The sequence below is a fragment of the Neobacillus sp. 19 genome (assembly GCF_049463095.1).
Taxonomy (GTDB): domain Bacteria; phylum Bacillota; class Bacilli; order Bacillales; family Cytobacillaceae; genus Neobacillus.
The window spans coordinates 121,920-134,942 of sequence record NZ_JBMPZU010000100.1 but is presented as its reverse complement, the minus strand read 5'-3'; the positions used below and the strand labels follow the sequence as shown (position 1 = coordinate 134,942).

Genomic DNA, 13,023 nt, shown 5'->3' with positions numbered 1-13,023 from the left:
TTTAAAAAGTAAAAGGAAGCGTTGCGCAAGAACACTTCCTTTTTAGTCAAATCCCTTTATTTCTTTTTAGTTCGGCCAAATCTTGCAATGCCAAGGATTGCTTCTTTGAATACCCAAAGAGTTCGTCCTGGATCATTGACACTTTTTCCACCGCGAACATAATTCTCGTCATCGCAACCAGTTCGGAGGTCTGTTTGAGTTCGATATATTTTTTCATCAGTTCTAATTCGCGTTCTTTCAGATCATTCGCCCGTCTTGTTTCTTCCACCAATGCATCTAGACTTGAAACAAACTTCGGAAAGTCTCCTTCGTAGAATTTTCTTCCTCGTAACGTCTGGTGAAATTGAGGTCCGTTTGACATACTACCCATCCTTCATGTTTTATTTTCAACTTACTAATCCACGCGGAACACAACCTTGCAGCAGGCTCCGATAAGCTTCCTGTTTCCGCGTTTTTGACTTCAGCACCGACATTTCATCCTCGTTGTAGCCGACGATGGTTGTATGCTTCCCGACAAGGATCGGGGTCCGCAATACGGTCGGGTGTTGCCTGAACAGTTCAAGCAAGCCGCTGATCGTCAGCTCATCGAACTCCAAACCCTGATCTTTCAGTTCCCGGTACGCCTTTGAACGTGTCGCAAGAATCTCATCCACTCCCCTCGTCGTATACCGCAGAATTACTTGAAGTTGCTCCAAAGTGAGGGGCTTTCCCGGAAGGTAGTGTTCCTTACAGGCAATCCCATTGGTTCTTAGATACTTTTGGACCCTCCGTACATACGGGGTGATCTCCAAGTAGTACATTCTCGTTTCCATTTCATTCAACTCCTTCATAAGGGATTTTTAAAAAGGAATCATTCTATGTTTTCGATCAGCTTCGTCACTTCCGATTTAATTAAGAGAATTCTTTCCCCGAAATGATCGGCCTCGTTCTGAACAATGTTTTTATAGTTGCGATAATCCTTTATGACGGCATTTGCCTGAATTACCAATTCTTTTACTTGGGACTTCCGTAGGTGTTCACTGGATCGGCATTCAAGTAGAATGTTCTCCAAGTGCTCGCTTAGCTTCTTGTTCACCATCTGCTGATTATCATAGGTGTTGACGATTGGCACTTTGAACCCTTCACTGTTTTCAAGGGCGGACGTGAACCGTACCAATTTGTTTAACCCTTCCGTATGGGAATCGGGGATGAAATACACACCGCCATTTGGACGCACAGGCGTCGGGGCAAGTGATTGAAGAATTTTTCCGACCATGACGCGCAACTGTTGGGCGGAATAATAGTCCTTGTACACCTTGAATCTCTTTTCGGCTTCCTCGCACAATTCCTTTGCCAGGTCGTTTGACGTGACGAATATCAGCGAATCGTCCTTCTTGTTCAGGGTGATGATGCCCGCTTGACTGTCGTAATTCAGACGTTTCCCTGTCTGGTCCACTGTCTCCACGACGATGTTCCGTTGTATCTGTTCCTTATCGGCAAACACCTCCCGAATCAGGTAATTTTCAAATACATTAGCTGTCGCAGTAGACTTTTTTGCTTCAATCTCTTTGGTTGCCCGTCTGAACGCATCACTAGGACGTATCGGGTTGGGCATCCAACTCTCCTCTAGGCCGGCTTGTGTGAGTGTAGTCAGCAAATCCCCCCGTTTGACGAGCTGCTTGCCGACGGAGAACCACATCAGATGACCAAGAATTTCTTCCTCTCCAATGTTTTGAACCGCAGTCACGTTTTCTAGATCGAGTGACATACCATTCCATCCTTTCAATTGATATTTTTAAAAACAAAAAAAGTATCCAAACAGTGTTAAGCCGTTGAAACACATTTTGATACCAAACCTATTTATCTTTCAATAGAAAGCGTCACATCTTTAGTAGGCCCTCAAAGTCGAGATCTTTCGGAAGAGGCTGCCCTGTGCGAAGGGATTTCAAAATCTCGAACCGGACAAGTTCCTTCAAATAGATGGAAACGTCCATGTCGTCATATTCCGCATTGCAACTCTTGCAGACATTCAGCGGATAGTTGACAATCTCGATTATCTGTTCCTTTCCATTTATCATCTCGGTGTATTGTTTCGGCTTTTTACGGGTGACAACCGTTTTCTCATCGCAATAGGAACACACCAATGTAGGGATAGTTCCCTGCATCTCGTCGATGGACCGTTTTACCAATTCATCAACCGAAAGATCGTTCAGGCTCGCTTTAAGTTTCGTGATTGTTTTTTCTCGTTCGTCCAACTGCGCCACCAAATATTTTTCAGTCATAAAAACCTTCTCCTTTTGTGTTTTTCTTTCCATCATTCCGCATCATCAGGATTGCAGAAGCAGACACGCTTTTCAAAACGATCGTTCCATTTCCATGCGTGTGAGTTTGGATTGTATGCTGTGACAGCTACCCAAAGATCATCGCTTACCATATCAAAAACAATATGGAGGGGACGGAAATTTCGACCGACATAGCCAAGCAGCACAACGGAGGTTGACTTTGTTGTTTTGTTCCGTTCTACCACCCATCCGTAGGAAATAATTTCTTTCACATCGACTTCCGAAATCGAACGCTCCAGACTTCTTTTTTGAAAGTGCTTGTCGAATACGACTTTCGTTTTTCCTTTTTCGGCTTTTTCAAGAAACCGATCCAATTCCTTCTGACCGAGAGGACAGAACCGCTTTTGTAATTCCTCCCATCGTTCACGCTTTCGCTTGCATTCATATTGATCACTGCATTCGATTGTCATTTTTTTCGCCGTATATGCCACACAGAAGGATAGCCCCTCTGTATAGACTGCATACAGAGGGCTAATCCTCCTTTCATGAATTTTTGAAACACAAAAAAGCCGATCCTTCCCGAAGGAAACAATCGACTTTTCATATATTAACGCGCCAAGACGCGAAAATATCAAACGTATATAGTTTGCACGATGCAATTCCTGCCCCATAGGAGTCTGCCTGACATTTCTCCATAAAGAGAAAAATACAAAGGAAAAAAATTTGTGCCGAATCTCCTTTAAAAAGGTGTGACGACTTCTACTAAGTGTGTAGCATACAGAGCAAATGTTATACGTTAAGTGTAACAAATCCGATAGTTAATTACAAGACTAACCGAGTGATTTTTCGTTCTTATCCGAAAGCAGAAAATACCACCAGTAAGGTATATCCACGACAATCAATCTCTAATCACATCTAAAATTTCTTTAAAGCCATTTTTTTTAATATCTTTAAATGCCCTGCCAATTTTATTTTGCAATAAGCTCATAAAGCTACTTGTTGAGGGGATTATAGATACCAATTTTCTTTTTTCAAGTGCAAATTCTGCAATCATTTCGGAAGGGAGGTCTGCACTTTTAAGGCTCCTCTCCATTTCTTTCCCTTTATTGTTCCAGTACGTGATGTATGATAAACGCTTATTAAAATCATAAATACCCGCTTCAAAATTATCATATATATTCTGTTCCTTATAAAATTTAGCATCATCTTTGTTAACGATAATGAATAATAACTTTTCATTAAAATTAGGGTCTTTCATCAACTCAGTAATTTCATACATACAGTTTAAAGATTCCAAATATTTCCTACTAACAATCGAAACAACAAAATCATGATTTCTAATTGTTTTCATGAATTCATCCAAATCATCTCTGTATTGAGTTATGTTTATGTCTCTACTTACGCTAATATCAACATGTTTATTTAAACTTTTCTCAACAATATTTGCAAGGTCTGCATCAGCATGACAATAAGAAAGGAATACGGTTTTTGTTTTCATTTCTAGCAAATCTCCATCCGTGTTAATTATATAAGGAATATCATTAACTTTGACTAAATCTATTGATTTGTCAATGGAAATAAAACTAAGTTTTTTGCCTTCAAATTGGAAAGGCTCAAATATACAGTTTACATTAACATTTAAAAGTTTTCGTGCATTTTCTACTTGGAAGGGGACTGAATAATTTTTAACTCTCAGCGTTCGCCCATCATCATGTATACCCAAAATAATATCCCCCCCGCTTCCATTTGAAAAAGCAGAAATATATTTAGCTGCTTTTTCAGGAGTCAAAGTCGGGTGTATATATATTTTGTTATTTCTGTCGCTATTTCTTATAGCTTGTATAATTTCATCTTTTGTTCTCAATATTGTTGCACCTCTGACTTTTATAATTTTCTAAGAGGAATCTTTGTGATACCGGTTGTTTTGAGAAGATCACCCAATGTTATACTCTTTTGCTCGGTACCGTTATCTGTCCACAACTCATACTCCAAACTATCAAGAACTTCTAATTCTCCGTCACCATAAAAAATAATTTGGTCTCCATCAGTTGGACGAATGACAATTGTGAGTTCCTTTCCATCTTTTTTAATAGGGAATATCGTTTCTGTATATTGGTTAGCTTGCCATTCTTCCAAAGTTGTTGGAAGGCTATATTGTGGTAAACTTTTCAAATAATTATAGACATTCAAAACGCTTCTTGCCAATATGGCCTCGAAATGCTTTCGCATTTCTGGTGTTGAAGTTACAACATGCTTTAATAATTCCCTTATTTGTTCTGTATTTAATTGAGGGTTTGCTAAAATGTTTTTGATTTGTTGCTGGTTGTTTAAGAGTTCATCTAAACCTTCCATATCTATTCCATTTCGTTCAACCTTTTCGGCAATTTTCATTCTTCGTAAAGTTTCTTCGGGTGAAGATAACAGCATTCTTTTTGATAGAATCTTAGGGAAGAGTTCTTCCGATAATTCAGGTTCCTGTAAAAAAAAGTCGGTCAGTTTATTAAAAGTGGCTTGTACTTCATTTTTTCTCTCTGCTTGATTAACGGTCTCTTCTGAAAGAATAGCAGTCACTTTAATTTCGATTATCCCAGCACAGGACCTAGTATCTTTTAGCTTCAAGGGGCTTTTTTGATAATAAGAATTAAATGCGGTAATATTATGGTCCAACAGTTTCTTTTTATAGGTGGAATCTAACTCAAATAAAATTCCTTTTAATTCGTCGTTGATATTTGAATCGTAAAAGACATTATTAATAATATGAAAATTTTTATCTTGCGTGGGAACAAATGCAGATTTAATTACCTGTTCCATACCTTCATCATCAACCCATAACGAATAAAATTTATTTAACCATTCACATGTTCTGAATTCGTCATTGAAATAACCATTAAATTCAGTAATATTCATTTCCTCGAACATCGAATTAAACTGTTTTAAATAGAAGTTACCACCAAAAATCTTTCTCCAACCAAAGAAGGTTTCTCTTGTAGGTATACTAACGTATCCACCATCAGTGAATAATTCCCAAAATAAAATGTCATTGTATTCCTTTTTTGCTTTTGGTAGATAAATTTGAATGCGTCCAGAATCGTCTAAATAAGACTTTCTTTCGTAACCGTAAGAAGGGTTGCTAATCGGTATAAGTGGCTTTTTCTCTATATACCCTTTAATTTCATCATAGCAATATTTTTGAAGACCGGAATATTGGCAATTTTTTAATAAACATATGTTGAATTCATTTCTAGTAATTACATTATCAGTACAAAAATCTATTAATATTTTATATAAAGAAACAGCCTCTTCAATTATCTTTTTATTCTCTGCATTACCATCCCTTATAGCGTTACGATCTATTTCAACATCAAAAAGGTCAGAATTCACAATGATAGGAAATGAGTATTCCTCGCTTCCTATTAACGGGAAGTTACAAAATAACTTTGGCATATTTTCGGGAATATTAAGAAACGATAATAACTTATTATCGAAATCATATGTTACAGGGCAAGCGATTGTTACGTTGTTCCGTTTTAAAAAGAATATATACTTCAGAGTATCGTTATCCACATTGCTAGTTTTTATAGAGAAAATATTTCTATCCAACGGAGTAGGTATAGAATTGGTAGTTTCTCTTTCATAAATATCACCATTATAAGTTATTGAATTTATATTTTGATTAAATGCTAAAAGATAGGGTATTGTTGCTATTAGATCTTCTACCCCCTGTTTCACTGCTGCTACTGATTCATGAGTTCCGTTAAGATTGTAAATGAATTTTGTTTTATTTATTTTCTCCATAGCCCCATCAGTACTACAGTTTAATGTTTCCAACTTTCTTAACATTTCTTCTGTCTTACTTCTAATTTCAAGATATTCTCCATTAGTACGATCAATGGTAAAACTCATATCAGCCCATGTGCCATTTTCACGAATAAAAGTCCCTTCAATATCAACAATCTCTGACAATAAGAAAGTTGAAATAAATCCTGTACCAAATTTTCCTGTTAATTTTTCTTCAGATAGTTGTTTTTCAGAACACTGAGTTATTAACGAAAATAAATTGTCATATGAAAAAGGTGTTCCATCATGACTGAAGCAAATTCTATCATCCGCAATTTCTAAAGATATGTTAATCGAACTGTCTCTAGGCGTACAATCAGAAGCGTTTTGAATTAATTCCCATATCCACCTGCGCCGAATTTCATTTTTCTTTGCCTCTGAAGATTCTTTTATATTTTTTAATTCATTGAATATTTTACTTGTGCTTGTATTTAATGCAATTTCGAAATATTTATCTTTTGTCAAAACATGACCTTCCTTCTATGTGAATTTATTTGAACCGAAGTATAATAAATGCCATTTGCATGGAGGCTGATTTTAATTGTTTCAAGTGTTCAAATAATACCACTTTTTGCGGCTTTTTTTAGAGAAAGCTCTGATGTAGTTTTTGATTAAGGTTTGATTATTTTTCTACCTATGATTTCCTATAATCGTCAAAATTCTATTGCCATGTGACAACCCATTCCTTCTACCTACTTATTTCGAGTTACTTCTATTATATATAGGTTAAGAAATCATTTTTACCGAATCCCTTTCTAATAATCACTTTTTATACCGCATAAATTTATCTACCGTAGAATCCGCCACAGTTAGGTAATGCTTATCCAACGTTTCAAGCGACTGGTGTCCTGTTTGCTTGGCAATGGTTGACAGATCAGCCCCCGATGAGTGCATGAAGGCAACCATCGTTTTCCGAAAATTATAAGGGGTGTAGCCTGTCCATTTTTTTAACTGCTTCCTATAAGCGGTTTCGGATATTTTTACACCGTCAAACTTTCCGTCCTTCCTCCGGCTCCCTACAAAATAATCATTAGGCCGTAATCCATATTCTTTGATATACGACTGGATTGCCTGCACCGTTTCTGGCTGCATACGTTTATTGTGCCACTTATCTTGTTTTCGCAAATGAACACTCACATATCGGCCTTCCAAATAAAAATCTTCCACCCGAAGACTCACCATTTCATTTGGCCGGTTTGCCGTATCAAGATTCACCAAGCAGATCGCCCTTGCTCTCGCATCGAGCTGATCTATGATGTGTAGCAATTCTTCTATATCGACCGGCGTCTTCCCGGTTTCCCGCACCAGACGTTCGCGCCCTTCCTCCCGGTACAGTTTCCGGGTATTGGCGATTCGAGATTGGACGGCTTCATCGAACTGGATGCCATGCTCAATGTTGAAGTATTTCCGCAAGGCGACCACACGCTTTTCCCAAGTGTTCTTCTTCACACCTTCCTCGGTGACAGAAACAAATAAGTAATCAAGAAAGGATTGACTGGATTCCTCCTGCTGCGTTGCTTCACAATATTTCTGAAACATACGGATGTCACTTTGGTATCCATCCGGGATATGATTTTCAATTTCAGAAATTTTCTTTTCTTGTTCGGCATAGCGCTTCCGATTCTCAAAATCTTTTGCATACACAACATTTCCATTATGCTCCATTTCGCCACCCCTTTGCGAAATATTTACCGCTTACGCTTTTACTCTCTATTCTATCATATTGGTTACGATAACGTGGCAATATCGTAACCTATTTTTAAGTAAAAAACCCCTTATTCAAAACTGGTTTTGTTTGCTTATGAAGTTTAATTACAGGACTATTTGAATTGGATAATAAATAAAGGAAGGGGTATGACGATCAGGACTTTCAGGACACCTGCACAGGCAGAGAAAGACAGAGACAAATTGAAGGACTATATCAATCTAATTGAACATTACTAACCTAAAACATTTGCACAGTATGTCGTATTCGAAAATGCGTTGCGGGGGAATTTACAAAAGATAGTCGGAAACCTGAACAGGCGAGGCGTTCACTTGGATGGCGGTCTGTTCACTCCTGATCCTGTGAAGGAACTTCTTCTGTCAATGCCGCAGAAGGAAGATGAATAAAATAAAAAAGTATGTTCCTGCTATTTGAAAAGGACACTCCCTGTCCGTCAAAAATACTGAACAACAAAAAAACACGCCACTTAAAAGAATGACGTGTCTGCATATTATATCCTATTCACCTTTAAGGACTTCATCGTTGCCCTCACATTTACAATCTTGATGTGAAATCCTCATCCAAAATTTCAAAAACCGTTTCCGTTTTAATTTTTCATGATAACCTCTCCCTATTCACAAGAAACTATTTGATAAGTAGTTTTAATATTGAAGCCTCCAAAGCCCACGCTCGATAGGCACAAAATTATCGTGCATTTGAAGCGTCTGGCGGATTTTCTCTCTCCAATGTTTATTTTTTCTGGCTTTCTTGCTTCCTCCAATCAATTCATATATCTGTTCCAATTTTGCCTTACCACCCAACCATTCCATAGCCCCTTGAACCAAGTCACGCCATGTAATGTTATTGAACTGCCGCAAATCAAATGTCTTTGTCGTCGTACTTTTGAGTTGTACCATCCAGACGTGGTCCTTTTTGAATACAAGAAGATGTTCATGCACGATAGGGATGAAACTGTTATTCGCATACTCCTTGTTATCAGACAGGCAATTATGTTGCATCTTGATGATATGCGACTCCAAATTACCGAACCAGGCCATATCCTTAATGATGGAATAATACCGTCCTTTCCGCCGAACATCCCCCACTAAGAAAGCATGATACCCTCCGTTCAGCAAGGATTGATAGATTTTGGCATTCACCTTGTCCAATTTCTCAATAAATTCCTCATAACTCATGACATTCGAAAGATCGTCCGGGTCATAAGATTTCCTTTGAAATTCATATCGCACGATATCCCAATATGGTGGGTGTGAAAACACAAAATCCGAACCGTATGGAATCTCATCTTTCAAAGCATTCCATCCAATATTCAAATCCAAATGAACACTGTTGGTGATACCTAATTCTCTTACGACATCCTGTCCTGTTCCTCCACCCGAAAAAACTTCGACAAAGCGCTTCGGGGCCGAACGAGGGAAGAACTGTTGCAACAAATCCTTAATGACATGTCCTGAACAATTCCCCCTATAGGAAGCTTTCCCCCACTTACCACGATCCTGGTAACTAATGATAGATTTCAATTCAATTCCCTCCGTCTCCTGTCGCATCTTATCGGGTTATTCCGATCACTTTATAGGAGAATTTATCCTTTTGAATTTGCTCCAAGAGGGCTTCTCTACTTGGGAATCCGACCGTTTCGATTCCCTCCTCCGTCATCACTTGCCTGCCGACCAAAAAAGAACCAACAACTTGCAAACCATTTGGGAATTCGAATACGGGATTACCACTAACAAACAATCCTTCGTCATCCAAAATGAGATCAATCGTGGGATTATACGCCAAGATGTCGATTGTGCTGCAATCAATTGATTTACAGAAAAACGTTAATTTTTCTTTAATTCCGCCACTTGCAAATGAAACGACTTTTGTATTGATTTCCAAAAATCGTTTACCTTCCGTGTCTTTTTCTGCGTCAACCAATAGGAAAAACTCTTTCTTTGAACTCATGTAAACCAATCTCCTTTTCTGGGAAAATTTCAAAAAGAAAAAGACCGGAGCAATGGCTATCACCGCTGCATCCAATCTTTTTTTAAACAACTAATCAATAGAATTTACTTCCAAACATAAAATCCATGAATTCCGGAAATCGTTGTCCTGCAATTCCAGCACCCACGTTCCGATGCTTACCGTGAAATTTCACTTCGATTTATCCGCACCGTGCATGTTGCAAACGGGCAGATATTTACCGTTCCCGAGACCAATGACGATCGTTTCTCTTTGTTCCAAACTGTTAGATTTTGTGATTTTACAATAGTACACTCCTCTTTTTAATAAATGGGCAAAGCCGCCCGATTCGAAAAGATGGATTGTATTTTACGCAAAAATCAGTCAAATCCCTCGGACCCTGTTTTTTTACCTGTTCTTCCGCATTTACGTTCAACCATCCTCGTTGCATCAAGAAATCAGTCATTTCCCTGTCGTTGCTACCTTTTTCAAAACTGTCTTCTCAATCATTCCTACCATTTATTTATAGTTACGATTGAATAACTCACGAACTATTTCCGTTGAAATTCCTAGTTCAGCACCCAATTCACGAAGCAGCATTTCACTTTCCTTTGCAGAAGCCGTCTTTGTCATATCTCCAAGCGTCTTATTTGCATATCGCATCTTATCAGGTTCCGATGAAAAGTCAGTCGATCGCTTTGCCTGTTCCTTGCTGAATGCGGAAAACGAAACAGCTTTTGCAACGATTTCTTTTCGAAACTTCTCAATCTTGTGTTTTGTGATGTAGTCATGTGGATCGACGCCCCTAGGCAAAACCGCGAATCGCAAATCCATCCCTTTCTTTATCAGGGTTTCCCCAATCCGTTTAGCGGACTCCATGCCGGCACTGTCGCCGTCGTAGCACACGACAACTCGGTCTGTCCACTCTTGAAGGCTTTCAATCTGGTCCTCCGTCAAAGAAGTACCCATGACCGACACGACGTTCTCCAAGCCATGCTGCATTGCAGCCATCGTATCGAAATATCCCTCGAATAGGATCGCGAACTCCTTTCCTTTGATGGAAGCCACCGATTTATTCAAATTGTAGAGATGCTTGCCTTTCACGAAAAACGGTGTATCCGGCGTGTTCATATATTTCGCTGGGTAGGTATCGCCCGGAAGGACCCGGCCGGAAAACGCGATGATGTCTCCCTGCAAGTTTCGTATAGGAATGGTGATTCGATTATGAAACAGGCCAGTACGCATCCCGTTCCGCCGCCTGTCAGGTTTCAATAAACCGAATATTTCACACTCATCAAGGTCATAGGCATGTGCAAGAAGTAATTTTCGCAACACATCGCTTTGGTACGACCAACCTATCTGAAAGGTATCAATCGTCTCCCGCGTGAACCCCCGGTCTAGCAGATATTGATGAGCCTGTTCGCCTTCAACCGTGTTGCATAGTAGGTGATGATAAAAGGAAGCGACATAATTGTACAATGCCACATATCGCTTACGTAGCTCTTTTGCTGTGCCTGAAGGCTTCCAATCCGTCATTTTTGTCATTTCAAAACCTCTTTCATTTATATTTTTAAACAAGTGTTGCTAGTCCCCAGAATCCTTTCTTGGTTTCGCCTTCCTGCCGGTTCCTTTCCATATACAGACAGTAGTTGTCCCATCCGTACATATCCATTTTGGTCGCGCGGTCAAAATGAATCTTTTGAATCAATACGTCACATTCGTTGGTTGGCACATAGAAACGCTCGAACCCTTTATGATCCATAGTTGACACCGGGTACGGGCAACACGAGAGGATGTTATAGCGATAGGACAGGTGTTTTTTTCCCTTATGATCGCTGATCCTAATACTGTTGCTGACTCCGTAATCAAGTTTCAAGTAGATACTGTTCGTGCTGTAACTGTCATAGCGTTGAATAATGATCCCTTTCTTCTTCAAACACGCGATAATGTAGTCTACCGTCTCTTGCAGTTTCTTCTCAATCTTCCGGTTGCGGGGAGGTTTCCTTTTAGCCATGAGCCTATCCCCCTTAGCAAACACTCATCTTCTGAACGAACTCTGTAATCAATTCCGTTATCGAATGTCCACTTCTTGAAGTCTTCCTTACAAATGTAATTTTCATGCCGAGCATTGAATCTTGCGTGATTCAAAAACGTCTGCCCGCTGCATCCCTTGCCTTCCACAAGTTCCGCGTCTTCATCAACCCAGTAAAGGACCATACTTACCAACTCCTTTTGTTATTTTGAATGAAGCAAAAGACATTCCGAATGAACCAGAATGTCCTTGTCAGAAACGATAGCAAGGGTTACATGTACCCCTTTTCTTTTAAGGAAATGAACCGGTGATCACCGATGATGATGTGATCGAGACAGTCCACTCCCATGAGTTTTCCCGCTTCGACAAGCCGTTTCGTGACTTCAACGTCTTCCGTGCTTGGACTGGTGTTTTATCAAGAGTAAATTATTAAAAATCCATTAACATCAATGTCTTTACTTTAAGTACATATCTTTAACGTGGTAAATCAAAAAAAAAATACAATGTAATTATTAGATGACAATTGATTACGGTCAGAAGAATGTACAACAAAAAAAACTAATTCCTTTTTATTTTATCGAGGAATTAAGCTTCTGACCTGCAACAATCACGCCCAATTTCGGAATATCTATAATATGATTTCGATCTTAAATTATCTACTTTAACTGACGCTACCTGCTCGTTAAAGAAGACCTATTTAAAAAAGTTTATACTGCACCTGCCTTTATTATGTAAGTAAAAGTAGTGAAGCTTTAAATTGGTTTTCAAAAAAGTAGGGTTGATTATTTCTTTTTCATCAATTATTATTGTGTTATTATCACAATATCAGAAAGGAGGCAAAAAGTAATGGGAATTGATTTCATTAATGTCGAGTTTAAAAAGCATGTAAAAGTTTCAGGGGATTTAGGTACAACGGGATCAGTATGTCCTTTTTCACAAAGACAAAAAATGGAAACACTACCGGAAAACTTTTTGCCTCCTTTTATATAATGGGCAAAAATTTATGAATCTATTGCATTTGTAAAAATGCATACAAATGATTAGGCGCCGGTTGTTAAACTGGTGCCTTTTTTTGTTTGATCAGTTCAGTTAGTTTGGAGAACCGAATCTTTAATCATGCTGTAGAAATATGGTGAGTTCGTTGATTTGGTTTTACAATATAAATAGATATGAGGTGAGGTTTATGGTGAAAGCAGTGGATTTAGCCTCCTAAAATCACAATA

14 protein-coding genes and 1 pseudogene are annotated in these 13,023 nt (G+C 38.7%); 1 reads left to right on the top strand and 14 read right to left on the bottom strand.

Features of this window, described 5'->3' with window-relative positions:
* Nucleotides 1-46: 46 nt before the first annotated feature.
* The 14 genes and pseudogenes from ACO1D1_RS28005 to ACO1D1_RS27940 all read right to left on the bottom strand — a co-directional run.
* A complete protein-coding gene (locus ACO1D1_RS28005) occupies nucleotides 47-361 on the bottom strand; it encodes a hypothetical protein (RefSeq protein WP_042353590.1) in 315 nt (104 codons plus the stop codon).
* Nucleotides 362-386: 25 nt separating this feature from the next.
* Nucleotides 387-812: an ArsC/Spx/MgsR family protein gene (locus tag ACO1D1_RS28000; protein ID WP_052404704.1), complete on the bottom strand. Its 426-nt coding sequence runs from the start codon at nucleotides 810-812 to the stop codon at nucleotides 387-389.
* Between the two features lie 38 nt (nucleotides 813-850).
* Nucleotides 851-1,747 carry a DUF6744 family protein gene (locus ACO1D1_RS27995; protein ID WP_042353591.1) on the bottom strand — a complete coding sequence of 299 codons (897 nt, stop codon included), beginning with the start codon at nucleotides 1,745-1,747 and terminating at the stop codon, nucleotides 851-853.
* Between the two features lie 112 nt (nucleotides 1,748-1,859).
* Nucleotides 1,860-2,261, bottom strand: a complete 402-nt coding sequence (locus ACO1D1_RS27990) for a hypothetical protein (RefSeq protein ID WP_042353592.1) — start codon at nucleotides 2,259-2,261, stop codon at nucleotides 1,860-1,862.
* 32 nt (nucleotides 2,262-2,293) lie between these two features.
* Nucleotides 2,294-2,896, bottom strand: a complete 603-nt coding sequence (locus ACO1D1_RS27985) for a DUF4258 domain-containing protein (protein ID WP_423337735.1) — start codon at nucleotides 2,894-2,896, stop codon at nucleotides 2,294-2,296.
* Between the two features lie 263 nt (nucleotides 2,897-3,159).
* Entirely contained in the window at nucleotides 3,160-4,125 is a 966-nt protein-coding gene (locus ACO1D1_RS27980) for a TIR domain-containing protein (RefSeq protein WP_042353594.1), read from the bottom strand.
* Between the two features lie 20 nt (nucleotides 4,126-4,145).
* Entirely contained in the window at nucleotides 4,146-6,563 is a 2,418-nt protein-coding gene (locus tag ACO1D1_RS27975) for a sacsin N-terminal ATP-binding-like domain-containing protein (protein ID WP_423337734.1), read from the bottom strand.
* 297 nt (nucleotides 6,564-6,860) lie between these two features.
* A complete protein-coding gene (locus tag ACO1D1_RS27970; protein ID WP_042353596.1) occupies nucleotides 6,861-7,763 on the bottom strand; it encodes a tyrosine-type recombinase/integrase in 903 nt (300 codons plus the stop codon).
* 702 nt (nucleotides 7,764-8,465) lie between these two features.
* Nucleotides 8,466-9,344: a hypothetical protein gene (locus tag ACO1D1_RS27965; protein WP_423337733.1), complete on the bottom strand. Its 879-nt coding sequence runs from the start codon at nucleotides 9,342-9,344 to the stop codon at nucleotides 8,466-8,468.
* 28 nt (nucleotides 9,345-9,372) lie between these two features.
* Complete coding sequence (locus ACO1D1_RS27960; RefSeq protein WP_042353598.1) at nucleotides 9,373-9,771, bottom strand: hypothetical protein; 399 nt, start codon at nucleotides 9,769-9,771, stop codon at nucleotides 9,373-9,375.
* 189 nt (nucleotides 9,772-9,960) lie between these two features.
* On the bottom strand, nucleotides 9,961-10,083 hold the full coding sequence (locus tag ACO1D1_RS27955; RefSeq protein ID WP_423337732.1) for a hypothetical protein: 123 nt from the start codon (nucleotides 10,081-10,083) through the stop codon (nucleotides 9,961-9,963).
* Nucleotides 10,084-10,287: 204 nt separating this feature from the next.
* The gene (locus tag ACO1D1_RS27950) at nucleotides 10,288-11,313 is read right to left on the bottom strand and encodes a DNA primase (RefSeq protein WP_148347703.1); all 1,026 of its coding nucleotides are present in this window, start codon (nucleotides 11,311-11,313) and stop codon (nucleotides 10,288-10,290) included.
* A gap of 25 nt (nucleotides 11,314-11,338) precedes the next feature.
* Nucleotides 11,339-11,782 carry a hypothetical protein gene (locus ACO1D1_RS27945; protein ID WP_042353599.1) on the bottom strand — a complete coding sequence of 148 codons (444 nt, stop codon included), beginning with the start codon at nucleotides 11,780-11,782 and terminating at the stop codon, nucleotides 11,339-11,341.
* 289 nt (nucleotides 11,783-12,071) lie between these two features.
* Nucleotides 12,072-12,212, bottom strand: a pseudogene (locus ACO1D1_RS27940) (JAB domain-containing protein); the annotation flags it as partial.
* A 434-nt stretch (nucleotides 12,213-12,646) separates the two neighbouring features.
* Between ACO1D1_RS27940 and ACO1D1_RS27935 the strand changes: the two are divergent.
* Nucleotides 12,647-12,790 carry a hypothetical protein gene (locus tag ACO1D1_RS27935; protein WP_368916152.1) on the top strand — a complete coding sequence of 48 codons (144 nt, stop codon included), beginning with the start codon at nucleotides 12,647-12,649 and terminating at the stop codon, nucleotides 12,788-12,790.
* Nucleotides 12,791-13,023: the final 233 nt, after the last annotated feature.